Below are 20,004 nucleotides of genomic sequence, written 5' to 3' on the forward strand. Positions count from 1 at the left end.
GAACAAGACCTGCCTTAAATATTCACCTCACATTCTAATAAAAAGCACTTCATGTATAAGGTTTTAAATATTTTATATCACGCCCCTAAAAGACAGACTTTTACAGTACAATAGAATACCCCCTCTCAAACTCCTCATTGAATTTTAGTATTCTTAAAAAATTTTTGGATATCCACCAGTTTCGAAATTTTTTCTTTATCATCTTCCCATATATTGCAATTTCTAGGGACTCTTTCAAAAATTAAAAAAAAGCCGGACATATGTCCGGCAAATTTGGAAGATCCTCAGAGATAAAATCAATCTGATAGATCTTCGTAAGGGAACACTCAAGAAAACGAAACTGGGAGGCAACATAATCAAGAGATAGTACTCTATGTCATTTTATAAGGAAAAGCACAATAAAGACTTAAGCGTATCTGCTATGCAATAAACACATAGCTTTAAATTTGTCTCCATCATGTACCACTCTCTTTAATTAAATAGTAAAAATGTTAACTACACCATCACACGATTGTCCATTTTTCAATATATAATAGCTCTCATGTTTGCTAGCATTTGTAAAAAAACATTTATCCCTCTTTTCAAAAATATTTACCCGTACGGACTCCCTCCACTTTTAATGTGCAACAAATAATTTTAATTGATTCAATATAGGCAAATTTGAAACGAAAGAATATTACGGGAGTCTCAAGTTGCAAAACAGCTAATTATTCCTTATAAATTAAGATATTAATATTAAAAAGACCACTGGCGAGCTTTTAAAAAAATATAATCTCGAAAAGCATTTAACCTTGCCAAATTCTTTAAATTATAAGGATAACAAAAAAAAGTATCAAAAGAGGGAATATCAACCATATCAGGAAAAAGACGCACTAAATGCTCATCATTATTGACGATATAATCAGGAAGCACAGCAATCCCAAGATCACGCATAAGCGCATTCTTTATTGAGATGATATTGTTGATTTGTAAAACTGAAACGCGCAATGATCCATCACTTCTACCAGCCTTTTCCAACCAATTTAAACCAGACAAATAAGGTGGAACAGGTTCACCGAACGAAATAATACGATGCTCATCGAGATCAGACAATTTTTCCGGCTTTCCATAATTTGCAATATACTTTTCCGAAGCATAAACATGCATATGAATTGTAAAGAGTTTTCTTTGTATAAGATCAGGTTGTTTGGGTTGATGTAAGCGAACAGCACAATCCGCATGACACATTGTCAAATCAAGCTCTTCATCGGAAAGCAAAAGCTGAACCTGCATATCAGGATAAAGACTAAGAAATTCTGGCATACGCTCTGCAATCCACCCTGCCCCCATTCCAAAGGTCGAGGTCACACGCAAGTGCCCCGTTGGTTTTGCATAGCTTTCACTTAATTGCAAACGCACACTTTCAAGCTTCATCAAAACATCATGAGCTGTACGATAAAGAGTTTCTCCCTGTTCTGTAAGAATCAAACCACGCGCATGACGTTGAAATAAGGATACCCCAACCTCTTGTTCTAAAGCCGAAACCTGTCGTGAAACGGCTGATTGAGATAAATGAAGTTTTTGAGCAGCATGCGTAAAAGATCCCGCTTCTGCTGCAGCGTGAAAAACCCTTAACTTATCCCAATCCAACGGTGGCGCCACAATTAATTCTACCTCTATATTCTCTATGTTCTCAATGAGTGACTAACGCCTGGGTATATCCAAAAACCGTTCTGCTTCCAACGCTGCCATACATCCTCTTCCCGCAGCTGTTACAGCTTGGCGGAATGTTTCATCTGTCACATCCCCAGCAGCAAAAACACCAGCAATGCTTGTTGCTGTTGAGTTGGGTGCTGTCCATAAATAGCCGCCTCGTTTTTGTTTCAGCTGTCCTTCAAACAGAGAAACAGCAGGATCATGCCCAATGGCAATAAATATGCCCTCTGCATTAACTTTCATCTCGTGACCTGTCTTAACATTTTTCAGACGTGCCCCTGTTACAACAGCGCCCATTGAATCTTGAGCTGGCAGCCCCACAATTTCTTCAACCACATGATCCCAAAGAACACGCACATTATTACAAGCCAGCAACCTATCTTGCAAAATTTTTTCTGCCCGAAACTGCCCCCGCCTGTGAACCACGCTTACACTCTTAGCCAAATGCGATAAATAAAGTGCTTCTTCAACAGCCGTATTTCCTCCTCCCACGACAATAACGTCCTTATCACGATAAAAAAAGCCATCACATGTAGCACAAGCGGAAACACCTCCGCCCATAAAGGTCTGTTCACTTTCTAAACCAAGCCAGCGCGCTTGAGCTCCTGTTGCAATAATCAGTGCATCACAAGAATATTGTGTTCCTGAATCCCCATATAAGACAAAAGGATACTTCAACAAATCAGCCTTTATAATTGTATCATAAACAATTTTTGTCCCCATATTCTCAGCTTGTTTTGCCATTTGTTCCATCAACCATGGTCCTTGAATGGGATCTGCAAAACCTGGATAATTCTCAACATCAGTTGTAATTGTCAATTGTCCCCCCTGCTGCAAGCCCGTCACCAAAACAGGCTTAAGCATTGCTCTTGCTGCATAGATCGCCGCTGTATAACCAGCCGGACCTGAGCCAATAATCAGCAGACGAATATGCGATTGTACCATTAAATCCCCTTCACTTTATTATAAATTAATTATTCTATAAATGATAACGGAATGCAGCCTTTTAAAAAAATATTTTTCAAGAGCCCTAATTATGTTATGTATACTTCTTTTCAAGTTTTATGAAAAGGTCTGATTACTAATTCATCAAGGCACGCTAATGTTAAGAATTAATCCTTATCCTATAAAGAGAAAAATGTAACTTCTTATGAGCACAAAACCATAATAAAAAGAGATACAAAGATAGGGAACGATCATTTTTCAATTTATTATCAATGTCTGTGCACGTTTTGCCTTAATCATGGGAGGAGCAATGCTTTTGCCAATTTTTGTGGATTTGCACGACAACAATCGTAATTGGATAAGCTTTCTCTATTCTTGTGCCATAACCACCATGTTAGCAACGCTGATTCTTTTAGCAACTAAGGGAGCTACTTGTCGCTTTTCAGCACGACTTGGCTTTATGCTCACTGTTTGTCTTTGGCTTACAGGAAGCATCGTAGGTGCCTTACCTCTTTATCTTTCTCCTCTTCCCATTTCTCTAGCAGGAGCCATTTTTGAATCTGTTTCTGGAATTACAACAACAGGCTCCACAGTCCTTTCTGATCTTGATAATTTATCGCGAAGTATTTTATTATGGCGTTCTCTTATATGCTGGATTGGGGGCATTGGTTTTATCGGTTTAGCCCTCTTAATTTTGCCTTCACTGCGTGTGGGTGGCGTGCGACTTTTTCATATGGAATCATCTGATAAATCTGAAAAAATATTGCCTCGCATCAACCAAATTGCTAACGGAATTATCATCGCTTATGTTGGGTTAACATTGGCTTGTATGCTTTCTTATTTTGCTGCAGGCATGAATTTATTTGATGCCATTAACCATGCAATGAGTACAGTAGCAACAGCTGGTTTTTCAACGCATGATGCTTCTTTTGGCTATTTTTCTGATACACCAGCCATCTTAATTATTTCAACAATCTTCATGTTGCTTTCTGCTTTACCTTTCGTACTTTATGTTAAATTAGTCCTTCCTGGACACTCTAAACGCTTCCTTGACCCACAAGTGATTGTTTTTCTCCATATCGTTCTCCTTTTCAGCTTTGCTTTAGCGGCATGGCTACGGTTTTATGATCATCGCGCGTTCCACTTGATTTTTCTTGATGTCATTTTTCACCTTTCATCCATTATTAGCACCACCGGTTACAGCGCTGAAGATTATCAACTTTGGGGACCGTTTGCGCTTGGAGTTTTCTTCATTGTTTCTTTTACAGGCGGATGTGCTGGTTCTACTTCTGGTGGCATGAAAATCAATCGCCTCATTATTCTTTGGCGTATTACACAAACAAATATAGAAAAACTTCTTTCTCCTAATGTCGTTGTAAAAGCGCGCTACGATCACTCAAATATATCAAATGATGTTGCTCAAGCCGTTTTGTTTTTTGTCTGTCTTTATATGTTTTGCCTTGTTATCGGCACTGCACTTTTGCTTACAACCGGTCTTGACTTTACCTCTGCCTTTACGGGGGTCTTAACCGCACTTTCAAATGTTGGTCCAGGCTTTGGAGATATTATTGGCCCCACTGGTAATTTCTCTACAATCAACGACCATGCTTTATGGATTTTAAGTTTTCTAATGTTAGCTGGACGCCTTGAAATCATAACAATATTCGTCCTTTTTATTCCCGCTTTCTGGCGTGAACAATTCTAATGCAGAGAGTATTTTATGCTACCATGATAAAAAATTGACAAGATAAAAAGGCGAGAACAGTATGCGTCATAATATTCACCCCTTACTCAATCCACTGAAGATTTTCTAAAATTTCCATACAAATCATCATATCAATGATATAAAAATAATTCAACAAAAACAATCAAATACCAATATTTTCAAAGCCATAACATATAAAACTTCACTTTATTGATCTTCTTTATCAAATAAAGTGGACGCATAGAACATTCTTTTTTACGAATAATCTCTCATGCAAAAAATATGAATATTTGCTGATAAAAGTGTTTTTTCTCTTTAATAGAGTTACACCCTTATAGAAAAAAATGCTATTATATTACGAACTCACAAGCTTGTAAAAAACATCTCACAATACTCATCACCCCCATTTCACGACAGCCCTCATGAAAGATATAAAATGGGCACCATCATTTTTACTTAAATAACAATAAGGTGCAAGTCGGTACAAAAAAATAAGATATAAATTAGTACCACCATATTATTTTCTTTCTATTAATGTCGTAACAGCCTGCATTTCAGACAATTTATAAGAAATCTCTTTACACCCTGTCTTCAATAGTTTTTATCCACCACATGCCTTCTTCCAATTGTGATGTGCAAGAAGATAGCTCTCATTGTTAATATCAACAGATTTGACATAAGAAAATCTTACGCTACTCAAAGCTCTTATTCAAATTGAAAAGGTAAATTATCTATAAAAATCATATATATATATATTGATCTTAAATCCATCTTATCATGAATTTATTGAAAATATGTACGACTATTTTATCCATGGAGATACCATCATTATCTTTTTAAGACAAGAAAACGTTTTTTTTTGCTATCTATTTAAGTCTTACAAAACCAACAATATCAGCACGACACCGTATAAGATAGTGCATAAATCCCCAGACTTGAGTTAAAGCATTATTTTCTTATTCTAAAATATCAATGAATAAAAGTAGCTTTCTTCTCTCCTAGTATGCTTTATCATAAACTACATATCGCTCTCAAGCGTATACATTTTTAATCTTTTATCCAAAATTTTGGGAACTTCTTATAGTGTTCTACTAAAGACAATATAAATTTTGTAAAATAACATTTATATCATTGAGCTGTTTTCTTGATAACTATGAAAAACCTTTAAGGAAAATACTTTTATCATTCCTCAAGAAGATTTTTGATATAATAATCAAAGTCTTTTTTCTGCAAACAGTTCTTTGTAAACACTTTCAATCTTGCTTGCCTCTTTTTCCAAAGGAAAGTGCGTACGAACATGGGTTAAAGCTTTCTTTCCGGATGCCAATGTTTTTTCTACATCAGCAAAATAAGGTTCAATTGCTGCTGTTAAAGCCGCTCCATCTCCTGCTTTTACAACTGTTCCTGTCGCTTCTACAACCAATTCTTTATAAGCTCCTGCATCACTCGTTACAACCGCAACCTGTGATGCCATTGCTTCTAATGGTGTTAAACCGAAACCTTCTGTACGAGAGGGTGCAACATAAAGTGTTAAACGACGGTACCATAAAGGGATGTCCAGAATCTCACCAAGAAAAATAATGCGATCATCCAGACCAGCCTTAGCAATCTTTTGGCGTAATTCTTTTTCAAAATGATAATATTGCTCTGTCGTACGACCAGCGATAAGTGCTGTCCATTCAGGATAGTCAGGCAATAATGCTATCATGGCATCAACAAATAAATCTGTTCCCTTTGAGTAGCGCAGACGCCCAAAACATCCTACCGCATATTTTCCTGGAAATCCTGTCGAAGAAAAGCAATCATCAAGAGTGTGTGGTGGAGTAAAACGCCTCACATCCACCCCATGCATAATAACCTTATGAGGCACTTCTAAATAGACGCCCGTACGTGTACTGGTAGCGATAACCCTATCCATACAGCGAATCAACCATTTGGTAAAAGGCTTATGATGACGTTGTGAAGCCGATGTGAAGATAAGTTTCAGCTTCATTCGCAAAACATCGCGCAAAAAGATCCCACAAAGCATCTCAATATTGCGTCGTGCATGCCAAATACGAAACGGCTTCCCTTTCGGACTTTTCCAAAGTCCGAAAAGGTCCTTAAAGGCAAGTGTTGGTAAAGTTCGTGGTAAACCAAACCCCAAAGTGGATATACGCACACCCTGTTCGCGTTGCAGTGGAATAAGCTGAATAATCGTAGATGTTACTCCCGACAAACGCCTTTTAAAGTGAGGCGCAATAATTTCAGTTTCGTCCAAAGATACACGCATAATAATCCATATGTTATTTAGATGTACTGAACCTTAATGATCTCGTAATTATGCGCACCACCTGGTGCATTCACCTCAATCACATCACCTTCTTGCTTGCCAATAAGTGCACGTGCGATAGGCGAAGAAATAGAGATTTTACCAACCTTTACATCAGCTTCTTGATCTCCTACGATCTGATACACTTTTTTTTCCTCAGTATCCTCATCCAAGAGTTTAATGGTTGCGCCAAATTTTATTTTGTCACCTGAAAGACGCGAGACATCTATAACTTCTGCTCGTGCGATATAATCTTCAAGCTCATTTATACGCCCCTCATTATGACTTTGCGCTTCTTTAGCTGCATGATACTCAGCATTTTCAGATAAATCACCATGCGCACGCGCCTCAGAAATTGCTTCAATAATTCGCGGACGCTCCTGTTGTTGACGCCAACGCAACTCTTCTTTAAGACTCTCAAAACCAGCTGTAGTCATCGGAACTTTTTCCATAATCCGTCCCTTTCTATTACACGGAAGGTTTAATAAAAATACAAAAAACGGCTTCCAAAATTACTTTTGGAATCCGAAAACTACGATCTTTTTTATTATATAGTACAGTATCGCTGTTTTCCATATAAAAATAAATAAAGGAAACAAAACATGCACAAATAGTGATTAAAACATCTCATTTTGGTGTTTAAAACGTTAAACTTCACTCTTCTCTTTAAAGTGTCCTAAAGAAGAAAGAATTGTATTTTTTTCTGTTTTATCATAATCTAGTAAAAGAAATTATATAGAATATGAAGAGAGAAGGATAGAAAATCTCTAAAGAAATTCTTTACAGAAAAATGAAAAAAATCGTCATTTTTTTTATGTTTGGCTCTTTCTTTTTAGCCACAACAATATCAGAGGCAGCAGATGCTTTTGTTACGAGAAATCTTAATTTTAGAACAGGTCCCAGCACTCAATATGCACTTTGCGGCTTAATCTCTGCTGGAGAATTAGTTTTTGTTAAAAACTGTGAAGGAAATTGGTGCCATATCCGATATAACACTCAAATAGGTTGGGTGTCATCTCGTTATCTTTCATTTAAAGATGGAAATGATCTTTATCACACATATACAATGTCTTTAATGCCCAAACGTACCGATTATTCTCCATAACAGCCATAATAACTTATGCCCTCTTGAATATCATCATGGCAAAAATGCAATAGTGTTCACGAACAACCACAAATATGCTCCTTCCAAAGAAATACTTCGAAGAATTTGTCTCATAAAAACTTGATCAATATCCTAATGAAAGCTCTAATAAACCAAAATAAATCTGTTCAATAACGTTTTGCTGTTGTCGTAATAAATTTGTAAAAATTAGTATTTTCTTTAAAATCACCAGCACTTTTCTATCAAAGGATACAACAATGAAAAATGGTGTTACTGCAACAGTAGAAGCTCTTTCTGCTCTTATTGCTTCAGGTAATCCTCTTTTTAAGAATGGTGCATTATGGACACCTCACCGCCCCATTCGTCCTGAAAAATCTGAAGGTGGTATTCCATTTCAACTCGAAACATCTTTTAAACCAGCGGGAGATCAACCTCAAGCCATTAAAACTCTGGTCGAGGGAATTCAAAAAAATGAACGCACACAAGTGCTTTTGGGTGTTACCGGCTCAGGGAAAACCTATACAATGGCCAATATCATTGAAAAAACACAGCGTCCAGCTCTGATTTTAGCTCCCAATAAAACTCTAGCAGCGCAGCTTTATGGGGAATTTAAAAGTTTTTTTCCCCATAATGCCGTCGAATATTTTGTTTCCTATTATGACTATTATCAACCAGAAGCCTATGTTGCACGCTCAGACACTTATATTGAAAAGGAATCCTCAATTAATGAACAAATCGACCGTATGCGCCATGCTGCAACACGTGCTGTCTTAGAGCGTGATGACGTCATTATTGTCGCATCTGTATCCTGTATCTACGGAATTGGTTCAGTAGAAACTTATACGGCCATGACCTTCGAAATAGAAAAAGGGGACAAACTCAATCAACGAAAACTCTTGGCTGATTTAGTCTCTCAACAGTATTATCGACAAGATATCAACTTCGTTCGTGGTTCCTTTCGTGTACGAGGGGATACAATCGAAATTTTCCCTGCCCACCTCGAAGATCGTGCTTGGCGTATTTCGCTCTTTGGCGATGAAGTGGAAACAATTACGGAATTTGATCCTCTCACCGGACAAAAAACAGGCGATCTTCAATCAATTAAAATTTATGCCAACTCACACTACGTAATACCACGCCCAACACTTAACCAAGCGATGAAATCTATCAAAATGGAACTCGTTCAACGCCTCGATGAGTTGAACGAAGCTGGACGTCTTTTAGAAGCACAACGTTTAGAACAACGTACAGTTTTTGATTTGGAAATGTTGGAAACCACCGGTTCATGTCCGGGAATTGAAAATTATTCACGTTATTTAACAGGACGAAATCCCGGTGAACCACCCCCAACTTTATTCGAATATATTCCACTCAATTCTCTTGTTTTTATCGATGAAAGCCATGTAACCATTCCCCAAATTGGTGGTATGTACCGAGGTGATTTTCGCAGAAAAGCAACCTTAGCAGAATATGGTTTTCGCCTCCCTTCTTGTATGGATAACCGTCCTTTGCGCTTTGAAGAATGGGATGCTATGCGCCCACAAACGATTGCTGTCTCCGCAACACCTGGACGGTGGGAAATAGAACAATCTCACGGTACTTTTGCAGAACAAGTTATTCGCCCCACAGGGCTTGTTGACCCACCAACAGAGGTTCGTCCAGCCAAAAATCAAGTCGATGATGTTGTGAATGAAATTCGTAAAACAATTCAAAAAGGCTACCGCACACTAGTGACCGTCCTAACCAAGCGTATGGCCGAAGATTTAACGGAATATCTGCACGAACAAGGTATTCGTGTACGCTATATGCATTCCGACATTGATACATTAGAACGCATTGAGATTCTACGCGATCTTCGGCTTGGCACCTTTGATGTCCTCATCGGTATCAACTTGCTCCGAGAAGGCTTAGATATTCCAGAATGTGGTTTTGTTGCCATTCTAGATGCCGATAAAGAGGGCTTTTTGCGCTCTGAAACTTCCCTCATACAAACAATCGGACGTGCTGCACGTAACGTAGATGGCCGTGTTGTCCTCTATGCAGATACGATCACTGGTTCCATAGAACGAGCCTTACAGGAGACACAAAGACGTCGACAAAAACAAATAGCCTATAATGAAGAACACCATATCACACCGAAAAGTATCAAAAAAAATATCGGAGATATTCTTAATTCAGGCTATGAAACCAACCATATTCATACAAATATCCCTGATGTCATCGAGAAAAAAAATATGGTTGGCAACAATTTAGCATCTCATATTAAACACCTCGAAAAATTAATGCATGAAGCAGCTGCTGATCTTAATTTTGAAGAAGCAGCACGCCTTCGCGATGAAATCAAACAATTACAAAAGATAGAACTAGAACTCGCGGAAAATCCCTTAACACATCATAGCGAACAATCCACCCATGAGCGCGTATTACAACCAAGTCTTTTCTCCAAACCAGACCTTGCACACATGGGACCAACCATGGACACTGGTATTTTGGAAAATCAAAAAGGAAAATCTCGTAAAAACACCCCTAATCAAGCAACAATAAAACGAAAAAAACGCAATCAATGAAGGAGCAAAAAATTTCAAACCGCATAAAATAATCTTCAGCTCTTCTAAAAAAGACGAAAGCTCAAAAGCAAACAGCGTTATCCGAAAAATAGACAACCTCCAACATCAACGGTGCTTCAATTTGTCTAAAACAACATGAGAGAGAACATTTTATAAAAAATTTCTAAAATATATTATCTTTATAAAGTTATACTCTGATATCTAACTCAATATTATTTATCCTTACAAGAAAATATTCAAATAGGGCACTGTCCTATAACACAAATAAAGTAAAATAAGACTTTATCATAGCACCATAAGCCTATGATAAAAAATGATAACTTTTATTCATATCCCTATTGTTCAATTCATATTGTACCAAACAATAAAAAATTATCCCTAAATAAAGAGTTTATATTCCATAGTAAAAAATCGTGGACTCTCAATACAAACTTATTAATTAACCTCAAGCAGAGTACATTAATTGAAATCAAAATTCTGTTATGATTTCATTTTACTGTCTCCGCGATAGATTTAACTAAATAAATTTTTATTTTTTTTTGTCACAATAAAGCCCAAAATTGTTCAGGCTCTATTCAGTTTGAAACGTATAGGATGTGAAAAATACGAATTGACACAAGGAGCATCATTATGAAAAAAGTGATCAGGCTAGCGGTATTATCAGCAATGTCAACTGTGACCGTTTTGATGCCGCTAAATGCAACGCTTGCGGATATGGCATGGAATCGTAGTGACTCTATCTCGAGAGAAATAGATGATATGATGAGGAAGATGCGTAAAGAAACAGATGATGCGATAAGGGAAATGAGGAAGAAAGCTGATATTCTGCCTTGCGGTTTTTCTCGCTCCCATTGTTCTGATAAAAAACGTAGCTTTTTATCTGATGATTTCCAAAAGTTTGTTGATGATTTCCACAAGAGTTCTGATGACGACAAGAGAAGATTTAAAGCCAAACATGAAAGGTCTGTAGCCAAACATAGTAAGACGGAACAACAACAACACCATCACCACCACCACCACCATTATCATCATGTTGAAAACAAAACATATCATTACGTCGAGCGCAAAAAGACAAAACACAGTAATATTCATATAGATAACTCAGGAGATGCTTTAGCGGTGGGTATTCTTGGTCTTGCAACAGGTACGATTCTTGGTACAATTTTAAAAAAACCAGAACAGCCACAAGTGGTTTATCAAATAGTACCACAAAATCAGGTAATTTATCAAAAAGTTCCGCAAAATCAAAGAGTTTATCAAGTGCAGCAAACGGTGGCATATGAGCCACTCCAGCAATCATTAGAATCTGATTGGCTTAACTATTGCAAGAAAAAATACCGTTCCTTTAACCCTAAAACAGGGACCTTTCGAGACCGCAATGGTTTGGAACACATTTGTTATGCCCCAATAAATTAACTTCTGTTCCGTCCTACTAAAAAGTCTTAAATGGCAAAAAAAAACGCTTCAAAGCGTTTTTTATTTGCTCATATATTAAAATCTTGAAGAAAAGGATTATTTTGGCGCTCATAGCCTATGCTACTTTTGGGACCATACCCACAGATAAAACAAACATCATCGCCTAAGGGTAAAACTTTTTCTCGAAGGGATTGCATCAATTTTTCATAAGAACAGAAGGGGAAGTCCGTACGTCCGATAGAACCACGAAAGAGAACATCACCCAAGAGGGCTAAGCGCTCTTTTTCATTGAAATAAATAACATGACCAGGGGAATGCCCCAGTGTATGTAAAACCCTAAACTCATGTCCAGCAAAATACACACACTCACCATCTTCTAACTATATAGAACAACGCCCCATGATGCTTTCGGGTATAAGCCATGATTTAAGAACCATTCTCACCCGTTTTAAACTTCAGCAAGCGTTAGCAAATACTGACTTTGATATCAAGCCGCTTGAACAAGATGTGAGCGACACGCAAAATATGTTAGAAGATTACCTTGCTTTTGCCCGTAGTGAAGAAAGTGAGTGTGTTAAAACTTTTGATTTAAATGCTCTTATGCAAAAATTCTCTACCGATGCGCATCTTCACAAACGTCAATTTTCCTACACCATTGAAAGCCCTACACCAATACAAGCACGCCCACGTGCCTTCACGCGTCTCATCAGCAATCTTGTGTCAAATGCATTTTGTCATGCCAATACTGTCAAACTAACAGCCATATCCCAACAAGAATGTTTCCCATATATCAAAAAAAGTTCCCGCAATATATTATATTTATACAGTTATAATATGATATCGAACTCAATATTTAGCCTCACAAGAGAGTAGTCAAACAGGACTGTATTCAATCACACAAATAAGGTTCTATCTTAGCACCATAAGCCTATAATAAAAAACGATAACTTTTGTTCATACACCTATTGTTCAATTCATATTGTATCAAGCAATAAAAAAGTACTCATCAATAAATAATTTATAACCAATAGTAAAAAATCTGGTGCTCTAAATACAAGCTGCTTAATTAACCTTAAGAAGAGTACATTAATTGAAATCAAAATTCTGTCATGATTTTATTTTACTGTATTGATAATAGTTTTAACTAAATGAATTTTTATTTTTTTGTCACAATAAAGTCCAAAATTGTTCAGGCTCTATTCAGTTTGAAACGTGTAGGATGTGAAAAATACGAATTTACACAAGGAGCATCATTATGAAAAAAGTGATCAGATTAGCGGTATTATCAGCAATGTCTACTGCAACCGTTTTGATGCCATTAGATCCAACGCTTGCGGATATGGCATGGTATCATAACTATGACATGAGAAGGGAGGCTGGTTTACCGTCTCACAATTTTAGCTCCCATTTTTCTCATAGTGAACATCACTCTTTTGATAACCCCCACACGCGTCATTATGTTAGCCATAAATGGGGAGCACAACAACACCATCATGTTGAACACAAGACATATCATTATGTCGAGCGCAAAAAGACAAAACACAGTAGTATTAATATAAATAACTCAGGAGAAGCTTTAGCAATGGGCATTCTTGCTCTTGCAGCAGGTGCACTTCTCGGCAAAATTTTTAAAAAATCAGAACAGCCACAAGTTGTTTATCAAACCGCACCACAGCATCAAATTGTATATCAACAGGTTCCACAAGAACAGATAATTTATGAAGCTCCGCAAACGGTGGAATATGAGCCAGTACAACAATCATTAGAGTCTGATTGGCTTCAATATTGCAAGAAAAAATACCGTTCTTTCAACCCTAAAACAGGAACTTTCCGAGACCGTAATGGTTTGGAACACGTTTGTTATGCCCCAATAAATTAACTTCTGTTCTGCCCTACTAAAAAGTCTTAAATGGCACAAAAAAACGCTTCAAAGCGTTTTTTTATTTGCTCATATATTAAAATCTTGAAGAAAAGGATTATTTTGGCGCTCATAGCCTATGCTACTTTTGGGACCATACCCACAGATAAAACAAACATCATCGCCTAAGGGTAAAACTTTTTCTCGAAGGGATTGCATCAATTTTTCATAAGAACAGAAGGGGAAGTCCGTACGTCCGATAGAACCACGAAAGAGAACATCACCCAAGAGGGCTAAGCGCTCTTTTTCATTGAAATAAATAACATGACCAGGGGAATGTCCTGGGGTGTGAAAAACCTTAAACACATGTCCAGCAAAATGAACGCACTCACCATCTTCTAACCATTGGTCAGGAATACAGATGCAAGCATCAGTGATGCCATAATTTTTTGCGCTTTCGCTCACGGCATCCATCACAGGCTTATCATCGCGATGTGAACCGATAATTTTTACATTAAGCGCTTCTTTCACTTGCATTGCTGCTCCTACATGATCAAAATGACCATGTGTTATCCAAATAGCCTCAACGATAACACCATTCTTTTCGATTACGTCTTGAATTCGTGGCCAATCACCACCAGGATCAACGAGAACCCCCGTTTTACTTTCACTATCAAAAAGCAAAGTGCAATTTTGTTGGAATGTCGTAACTGGAATAATATGTATATTAAGACTACCCATAATATCCTTTTCAAAAATAACTTTTTTAAATTTATAAATAAAACTTTCTTTCCTTTAAGGTAAAGGTGCTGCTCGACAGCTTTATACAACTTATGTAAACTTGCATTTTGTGTAAACTAAATTTTTATCAAGGTTTTTTTTAAGAATGAGCAATCACGTTCAAGTTTTGTGTGACGATGCCCCTCACCTTCTTGTGATTGATGACGATACACGTATTCGCAATCTTTTATTTCAGTTTCTCATTAAAAATGGATTTCGTGTTTCAGTTTCAGCTAATGCGAATGAAGCAAGACGACTGTTAGCAAGTTTAGATTTTGATCTTCTTATTGTTGATGTCATGATGCCTGGCGAAAACGGTATTGATCTCACTCATTCACTCCGCCAAACAAAAGATGTCCCTATCTTTATGTTAACAGCTTTATCAGAAATAGACAATCGTATCCGTGGATTAGAAGCAGGGGCAGATGATTATCTGGCTAAGCCGTTTGACCCTCGTGAACTTCTCCTTCGCATCAACGCCATTTTACGACGTGGTTTTCCCCCTCACCAACCTAAAATTGAGCAAATAGTTTTTGGTCCTTATATATTTTCAATTTCACGACGCGAACTCAAAAAAGGAGGAGAAATTATTAAATTAACAGATAAAGAACAAGAAATGATGGTCATGTTTGCCGAAAATGCAGGCGATACAATTCCGCGCCATAAATTCGCGACCGATGACAGCAATATAAGTGAACGTGCCATTGATGTGCAGATCAACCGCCTTCGTCGTAAGATCGAAAAAAACCCAGCACTGCCTATATGGCTCCAAACCGTGCGAGGAATAGGGTATAAACTCTCTATTGAATAGGCACAAGAATGATCAAACCTTTAAGATTTTTTCTTCGATGGTTAACGAAAAAAATGCCTAAACGGCTTTATGTTCGCTCTTTGATCATTATCATTGCTCCCATGGTGCTTCTGCAAACGGTGATTGCTTATGTCTTTATGGAACGCCATTGGCAAATGGTAACGGAGCGTCTTTCAACGGCTGTCGTGCATGATATTTCAGCCATTATTGATATTCTTGAAACATATCCCCAACAAGATAACTATGAAGATATCAAGCGTATTGCACAACAACGTATGGGATTAAATATTTCTATTCTATCTCCTACCTCCTTACCCCCTCCAGGACCTAAGCCATTTTTTGCAATTCTTGACTATTTTTTAAGTGAAGAAATCACCCGCCAAATTAACCGTCCCTTCTGGATCGATACCGTAGGAGATTCTGATCTTGTTGAAATCCGTATCCACCTTGGTCACAACATCTTACGCGTCTTTGCTCCACGCAGCCAAGCCTATGCTTCCAATACTGCTATTTTTTTAAGCTGGATGGTAGGAACAGCTCTTGTTTTATTGCTGATAGCAATTTACTTTTTACGCAATCAAATCAAACCGATTCAACAATTGGCTGAAGCAGCAGAAAGCTTTGGACGCGGTCGTCCTTTACCAAAAGGATTTCAACCACAAGGAGCTGATGAAGTCCGTCGTGCAGGCATCGCTTTTTTACGTATGCGAGAACGTATTGAACGCCAAATCGAACAACGCACCATGATGCTCTCAGGAGTAAGTCATGATTTAAGAACCATTCTTACACGTTTTAAACTTCAGCTAGCATTAGCAAATACTGGCTTTGATATTAAACCGCTTGAGCAAGATGTAAGTGACATGCAAAATATGTTAGAAGATTATCTTGCTTTTGCTCGTGGTGAAGGAAGTGAAAGTGTCAAGACTTTTGATTTAAATGCTCTTATGAAAAAATTCTCCACCGATGCTCGTCTTCACAAACGTCAATTTTCTTACACCATTGAAGGTCCTACAGAAATACAAGTACGTCCCCGTGCTTTCACACGCTTAGTCAGCAATCTTGTAACAAATGCATTTTGTTACGGCACGACTGTTAAACTAACCGCTAACTCTCAACAAGAATCTTTTATATTGATAATCGATGATAATGGACCTGGAATTCATAAAAATATGCGCACAGAAGTTTTTAAGCCATTCTTTCGACTTGATAAAGCGCGAAATCAAGATGCAAGTGGAACAGGACTTGGTCTTTCTATTGCTCAAGACATAGCACGCAGCCATGGTGGCAATATACAATTAGATGAAAGCCCACTCGGGGGAGTGCGCGCTATTCTTGATGTCCCCCTATGAGCAATATTTCCGCAAACCGTCTGTAAAAATAACAGACTGTATATTTTAGGCATTCCCTACAGTTTCAAACAAAGTGTATTGCAGTGCTTTGTAAGCACTTTCTCCCGACAAAGCAACCATCTGAAATGCAACATAATGGCTTTCACAAGCTTTAAGTGCATGTATCAACAATGTTTCAACCTGTATATGAGATGGATGCATCCCACCAGCCAAAAGAAGACCTTGTCGATAAATGACTGAATTATTCCTTTGCCAGTAATCAAAATGTCCCAACAACAACTTTTCATTAATTGCTAGCAATAAGCGCTGTATTTCAGCTGTTCGAGCATTTTTAGTAGAGAGATCAAACGAACAAGCTAAATGAAGTGCTTCATGCTCTTCCATCCATGAAAAAGCAAGACGATAGTTTGCGCGTTTTCCTTCCACACAAACGCTAATTTCATCTTGTGCATCCCGCTCAAACGACCAATCATATTCACAGGCAATCTGTTCGATAAAGTCAACAGGGTGCTCTTTTCTTTCTGTGGCGCAAAATGCAAGCCTCATCACAATCCTCAATCATCTTAAAACATTGTCAACAGAATATAAACCGTCTAAACTGTAACAATATTTTGCTACAATCAGAACCTTTACACCAAACAAATACACATAAAAACATCGACAGTACACAAACACCCAGAACACAATCGCGCTGTTTAGGGCAACCTGATAGTCATAAAACGAATCATCAAGTCTTTTCAGTGTATTGATACAATTTCATAGCGCCAGCCCCCCTGATTCAAAAAAATGTATTTTACCCAAAAAAAAAATCAAAAATAAACAAATGATCCGCTCTAACAGACTCAAGATTAAGCATTTTTTAGTTTCACGCATCACATTGAAAAATTGGGGATATTTTTTGAAGATTCTTTTTTTAAGAAACTATTTTACTTTTTTGTGTCTGCGTTTTTTTAATCATCTTTTTTTAAATCATCAAGGCGCCTTTTCAAATCAGCATTATCAGCATGGATTTTCAGCACCATCTCCTTAAAAGTCTCAAACTCTTCGCGAGAAACAAGATCAAGTTTGTTTGCTATCTTTTCAGCCTGCACACGAAAAGCTGTTCCAGCTTCACGTCGTATGCCTTGCGCAACGTCAGCAGCATCCGTTGCTAATTTTGCTAATTCATCAAGAATACGATTTGATCCATTACGCATAACATTTTTCCTTAAATTTTAATTATTGACGCACGCATTATAGCGTATTCTCATAACATTTAGATACTGTAATTTGTTCCTTTTACTCTATATTTTACATACTATGTAGACTTTTCATAACGATTTTGTTTAAGATTTTTTAATATTCCTTTATCACCATATTTTTTACCGCGATAAATCAGTGGAAATCTATCTCCCTTTCTGACTAGCCTCCCTACTGACTTGACCATTGTGCATTCATCTGTCATTTCTGACCATCAGAGTCACTTCATATTCATCTCGTATAATGTAAAATGCTTAACTCATGAACAATCTGTCTTGTCCAGCCATTGCTTTTCCGTCTTTCCTTGATCCTGTCATTATCCAGCTAGGTCCCATAGCACTTCATTGGTATGGACTTGGTTACGTACTGGGTATTCTTTTTGCTTGGTGGTATGCGCAAAAATTATTAAAAAAAACATCTCTATGGTATAGAGACCACCCTCCTATGGATAAAGAAAAGATCGGAGATTTTGTTGTCTGGTCTGCCATAAGTGTTGTTATCGGAGGGCGTTTAGGACAAGTTCTTGTATGGGATCCCATTTACTATTTTAACCATCCAAGTGCTATTATTGCCGTATGGGATGGGGGAATGTCCTTTCATGGCGGACTTATTGGTATTATCATTGCTATGATCTGGTTTGCCCGTAAAAATTATATTAACATACGAGCCATGTTTGATATCATTGCTGCAGGTGCTCCTATTGGTATCGGCATTGTACGAATCTGCAACTTCATCAACCAAGAGTTATGGGGCAATATCACTACACATCCTTGGGCTGTTTGTTTTCCTCTCGATCCTTACTATTTACCGCGCCATCCAAGCCAGCTTTACGAAGCATTTATGGAAGGATTTCTTCTCTTCATCATCCTGTGTCTTCTTATTTTTGGATTCAAAGCATTAAAGCGTCCCGGTACTGTATCAGGAACATTTATTATAGGCTACGCAGTAACACGCAGCATTTCTGAAGTTTACCGTGCGCCTCAAGAAGATCCAGAATGGTTTTCGACTCTTTTCCATTCTACTGGTTTTACCTATGGCATGGCTTTATCTCTTCCCATGCTTCTTTTAGGGGGTTATCTTCTTCTCCACGCCTTTAAATATAAATCGACAGAAAATGGCCAATCTCAAAGAAAAAATTAAAGAAATGATTGTCCTTAATGGACCAATCACTGTTAGCCAATATATGACGTTGGCACTCACCGATCCCCAATTTGGTTATTATCAAACACAAACCCCTTTTGGACGTGCTGGTGATTTCATTACAGCACCTGAAATAAGCCAATTATTTGGAGAAATGATTGGCATTTGGACTCTTGCAAGCTGGAAAGCTCAAGGGTGCCCTCACCCTTTTATCCTCGCTGAAATAGGTCCAGGACGAGGAACTTTGATGGATGACATTTTGCGAACCATCCAAAAGCTCTCTCAAACGGCATTTAATGCTGCTGAAATTTTTCTGATCGAAATAAGCAAAAAACTTGCAAAAGAACAAAAAAAGCGCCTTTTCTCTTATCAAAAACAAATCCATAGCATTGAAAATTTTAATCAAATTCCTTCAAAACCTCTCTTCCTCATTGCTAATGAATTTCTCGATACACTCCCTATCAACCAATATATTAAAGTCAATGGAGAATGGAAAGAGCGCCGCATTACAGTCAATCAAAATGGAGATTTCATCTTTATTGCTGCTCCGCATAAACTTCCCTCTTCTTGTCTACAAACCTGTTGTTCTAAAGTGCCTGACGGAACAATTTTTGAACATGCCCCCTTACGGCATCAATTCATGCAACAAATCAGCCACCATTTAGTGCAAGTGACAGGTTCTGCTTTACTTATCGACTATGGTGCTTGTGAGCTTGCCTTTGGCGATACCTTGCAAGCACTCTCAAAACATAGATTTCGTGATGTTTTTGATGCCCCTGGTGAACATGATTTAACATCCCATGTTGATTTTTCTTTTTTAAAAAACATAGCTCTTGAACAGGGCTGTTTTGCTGAAATCTTCGAGCAAGGAGATTTTCTTTTTAAAATGGGGCTACTGGAGCGCGCAAACCAGCTTGGAGTTGGCAAAAGTGCTCCTTTGCAAGACAAAATCCGCCAAGACATCGAACGGCTCGCTAGTCCAGATCAGATGGGAAAATTATTTAAAGTTTTACATTTCAGTGATAAAAATATCTCCATACCTCCCCAATTTTAATGATCGGCGCTTTTGTCAATAAGCACATC

General features: G+C 37.7%; 16 protein-coding genes and 2 pseudogenes. 10 read left to right on the forward strand and 8 right to left on the reverse strand.

What is annotated here, in order from left to right; all coding sequences use genetic code 11:
- Positions 1 to 735: 735 nt before the first annotated feature.
- The gene (locus ACFINM_RS02555) at positions 736 to 1,641 is read right to left on the reverse strand and encodes a LysR family transcriptional regulator (RefSeq protein ID WP_273791217.1); all 906 of its coding nucleotides are present in this window, start codon (positions 1,639 to 1,641) and stop codon (positions 736 to 738) included.
- A gap of 42 nt (positions 1,642 to 1,683) precedes the next feature.
- The gene (gene trxB / locus ACFINM_RS02560; protein WP_375620705.1) at positions 1,684 to 2,640 is read right to left on the reverse strand and encodes a thioredoxin-disulfide reductase; all 957 of its coding nucleotides are present in this window, start codon (positions 2,638 to 2,640) and stop codon (positions 1,684 to 1,686) included.
- A gap of 310 nt (positions 2,641 to 2,950) precedes the next feature.
- Here trxB and ACFINM_RS02565 point away from each other — a divergent pair, with 310 nt between their 5' ends.
- On the forward strand, positions 2,951 to 4,345 hold the full coding sequence (locus tag ACFINM_RS02565; RefSeq protein ID WP_375620704.1) for a TrkH family potassium uptake protein: 1,395 nt from the start codon (positions 2,951 to 2,953) through the stop codon (positions 4,343 to 4,345).
- A 1,213-nt stretch (positions 4,346 to 5,558) separates the two neighbouring features.
- Here ACFINM_RS02565 and ACFINM_RS02570 read toward each other — a convergent pair.
- Together ACFINM_RS02570 and greA are read right to left on the reverse strand one after the other, a co-directional pair.
- Positions 5,559 to 6,617 (reverse strand): glycosyltransferase family 4 protein, encoded by a 1,059-nt coding sequence (locus ACFINM_RS02570; RefSeq protein ID WP_375631662.1) that lies wholly within the window; start codon positions 6,615 to 6,617, stop codon positions 5,559 to 5,561.
- Positions 6,618 to 6,634: 17 nt separating this feature from the next.
- Positions 6,635 to 7,108 carry a transcription elongation factor GreA gene (gene greA, locus ACFINM_RS02575; protein WP_007347010.1) on the reverse strand — a complete coding sequence of 158 codons (474 nt, stop codon included), beginning with the start codon at positions 7,106 to 7,108 and terminating at the stop codon, positions 6,635 to 6,637.
- Between the two features lie 338 nt (positions 7,109 to 7,446).
- Here greA and ACFINM_RS02580 point away from each other — a divergent pair, with 338 nt between their 5' ends.
- The 3 genes from ACFINM_RS02580 to ACFINM_RS02590 all read left to right on the forward strand — a co-directional run bounded on the left by ACFINM_RS02580 (position 7,447) and on the right by ACFINM_RS02590 (position 11,744).
- A complete protein-coding gene (locus ACFINM_RS02580; RefSeq protein ID WP_375612971.1) occupies positions 7,447 to 7,761 on the forward strand; it encodes an SH3 domain-containing protein in 315 nt (104 codons plus the stop codon).
- 257 nt (positions 7,762 to 8,018) lie between these two features.
- Complete coding sequence (gene uvrB, locus ACFINM_RS02585) at positions 8,019 to 10,328, forward strand: excinuclease ABC subunit UvrB (RefSeq protein ID WP_375640182.1); 2,310 nt, start codon at positions 8,019 to 8,021, stop codon at positions 10,326 to 10,328.
- A 630-nt stretch (positions 10,329 to 10,958) separates the two neighbouring features.
- On the forward strand, positions 10,959 to 11,744 hold the full coding sequence (locus ACFINM_RS02590; protein ID WP_375640187.1) for a BA14K family protein: 786 nt from the start codon (positions 10,959 to 10,961) through the stop codon (positions 11,742 to 11,744).
- Positions 11,745 to 11,812: 68 nt separating this feature from the next.
- On the opposite strand, the pseudogene ACFINM_RS02595 reads toward ACFINM_RS02590, so the two are convergent.
- A pseudogene (locus tag ACFINM_RS02595) lies at positions 11,813 to 12,124 on the reverse strand (MBL fold metallo-hydrolase); the annotation flags it as partial.
- A 4-nt stretch (positions 12,125 to 12,128) separates the two neighbouring features.
- Here ACFINM_RS02595 and ACFINM_RS02600 point away from each other — a divergent pair.
- Positions 12,129 to 12,527: pseudogene (locus ACFINM_RS02600) on the forward strand (sensor histidine kinase); the annotation flags it as partial.
- Positions 12,528 to 12,999: 472 nt separating this feature from the next.
- Complete coding sequence (locus ACFINM_RS02605; protein ID WP_375640192.1) at positions 13,000 to 13,623, forward strand: BA14K family protein; 624 nt, start codon at positions 13,000 to 13,002, stop codon at positions 13,621 to 13,623.
- Positions 13,624 to 13,692: 69 nt separating this feature from the next.
- Here the strand turns inward: ACFINM_RS02605 and ACFINM_RS02610 are convergent, their stop codons facing one another.
- Positions 13,693 to 14,343, reverse strand: a complete 651-nt coding sequence (locus tag ACFINM_RS02610) for an MBL fold metallo-hydrolase (RefSeq protein ID WP_375640197.1) — start codon at positions 14,341 to 14,343, stop codon at positions 13,693 to 13,695.
- 145 nt (positions 14,344 to 14,488) lie between these two features.
- Between ACFINM_RS02610 and ACFINM_RS02615 the strand changes: the two genes are divergently transcribed.
- Both ACFINM_RS02615 and ACFINM_RS02620 read left to right on the forward strand, forming a co-directional pair.
- The gene (locus ACFINM_RS02615) at positions 14,489 to 15,193 is read left to right on the forward strand and encodes a response regulator (protein ID WP_375612976.1); all 705 of its coding nucleotides are present in this window, start codon (positions 14,489 to 14,491) and stop codon (positions 15,191 to 15,193) included.
- An 8-nt stretch (positions 15,194 to 15,201) separates the two neighbouring features.
- Positions 15,202 to 16,542, forward strand: coding sequence for an ATP-binding protein (locus ACFINM_RS02620; RefSeq protein ID WP_375640201.1), 1,341 nt, complete (start codon positions 15,202 to 15,204; stop codon positions 16,540 to 16,542).
- 45 nt (positions 16,543 to 16,587) lie between these two features.
- Here ACFINM_RS02620 and ACFINM_RS02625 read toward each other — a convergent pair whose 3' ends face one another.
- Complete coding sequence (locus ACFINM_RS02625; RefSeq protein WP_375629408.1) at positions 16,588 to 17,088, reverse strand: YbjN domain-containing protein; 501 nt, start codon at positions 17,086 to 17,088, stop codon at positions 16,588 to 16,590.
- A gap of 404 nt (positions 17,089 to 17,492) precedes the next feature.
- On the reverse strand, positions 17,493 to 17,738 hold the full coding sequence (locus ACFINM_RS02630) for an accessory factor UbiK family protein (protein ID WP_273791228.1): 246 nt from the start codon (positions 17,736 to 17,738) through the stop codon (positions 17,493 to 17,495).
- 304 nt (positions 17,739 to 18,042) lie between these two features.
- Between ACFINM_RS02630 and lgt the strand changes: the two genes are divergently transcribed.
- Both lgt and ACFINM_RS02640 read left to right on the forward strand, forming a co-directional pair.
- Positions 18,043 to 18,921 (forward strand): prolipoprotein diacylglyceryl transferase, encoded by an 879-nt coding sequence (gene lgt / locus ACFINM_RS02635; protein WP_375640205.1) that lies wholly within the window; start codon positions 18,043 to 18,045, stop codon positions 18,919 to 18,921.
- The gene (locus ACFINM_RS02640) at positions 18,896 to 19,975 is read left to right on the forward strand and encodes a class I SAM-dependent methyltransferase (protein WP_375640209.1); all 1,080 of its coding nucleotides are present in this window, start codon (positions 18,896 to 18,898) and stop codon (positions 19,973 to 19,975) included. The genes lgt and ACFINM_RS02640 overlap by 26 nt, the downstream gene beginning before the upstream one ends.
- The last annotated feature ends 29 nt before the right edge of the window (positions 19,976 to 20,004 follow it).

The organism is Bartonella sp. AA168HLJHH (genome assembly GCF_042197365.1).
Taxonomy (GTDB): Bacteria; Pseudomonadota; Alphaproteobacteria; order Rhizobiales; family Rhizobiaceae; genus Bartonella.

What these genes read in the sequence shown, in the direction of transcription:
- trxB (WP_375620705.1), bottom strand. Translation starts at nt 2,640, where the DNA reads ATGGTACAATCGCATATTCGTCTGCTGATTATTGGCTCAGGTCCGGCT.
- ACFINM_RS02565 (WP_375620704.1), top strand. Translation starts at nt 2,951, where the DNA reads ATGCTTTTGCCAATTTTTGTGGATTTGCACGACAACAATCGTAATTGG.
- ACFINM_RS02570 (WP_375631662.1), bottom strand. Translation starts at nt 6,617, where the DNA reads ATGCGTGTATCTTTGGACGAAACTGAAATTATTGCGCCTCACTTTAAA.
- greA (WP_007347010.1), bottom strand. Translation starts at nt 7,108, where the DNA reads ATGGAAAAAGTTCCGATGACTACAGCTGGTTTTGAGAGTCTTAAAGAA.
- ACFINM_RS02580 (WP_375612971.1), top strand. Translation starts at nt 7,447, where the DNA reads ATGAAAAAAATCGTCATTTTTTTTATGTTTGGCTCTTTCTTTTTAGCC.
- uvrB (WP_375640182.1), top strand. Translation starts at nt 8,019, where the DNA reads ATGAAAAATGGTGTTACTGCAACAGTAGAAGCTCTTTCTGCTCTTATT.
- ACFINM_RS02590 (WP_375640187.1), top strand. Translation starts at nt 10,959, where the DNA reads ATGAAAAAAGTGATCAGGCTAGCGGTATTATCAGCAATGTCAACTGTG.
- ACFINM_RS02605 (WP_375640192.1), top strand. Translation starts at nt 13,000, where the DNA reads ATGAAAAAAGTGATCAGATTAGCGGTATTATCAGCAATGTCTACTGCA.
- ACFINM_RS02610 (WP_375640197.1), bottom strand. Translation starts at nt 14,343, where the DNA reads ATGGGTAGTCTTAATATACATATTATTCCAGTTACGACATTCCAACAA.
- ACFINM_RS02615 (WP_375612976.1), top strand. Translation starts at nt 14,489, where the DNA reads ATGAGCAATCACGTTCAAGTTTTGTGTGACGATGCCCCTCACCTTCTT.
- ACFINM_RS02620 (WP_375640201.1), top strand. Translation starts at nt 15,202, where the DNA reads ATGATCAAACCTTTAAGATTTTTTCTTCGATGGTTAACGAAAAAAATG.
- ACFINM_RS02625 (WP_375629408.1), bottom strand. Translation starts at nt 17,088, where the DNA reads ATGAGGCTTGCATTTTGCGCCACAGAAAGAAAAGAGCACCCTGTTGAC.
- ACFINM_RS02630 (WP_273791228.1), bottom strand. Translation starts at nt 17,738, where the DNA reads ATGCGTAATGGATCAAATCGTATTCTTGATGAATTAGCAAAATTAGCA.
- lgt (WP_375640205.1), top strand. Translation starts at nt 18,043, where the DNA reads ATGAACAATCTGTCTTGTCCAGCCATTGCTTTTCCGTCTTTCCTTGAT.
- ACFINM_RS02640 (WP_375640209.1), top strand. Translation starts at nt 18,896, where the DNA reads ATGGCCAATCTCAAAGAAAAAATTAAAGAAATGATTGTCCTTAATGGA.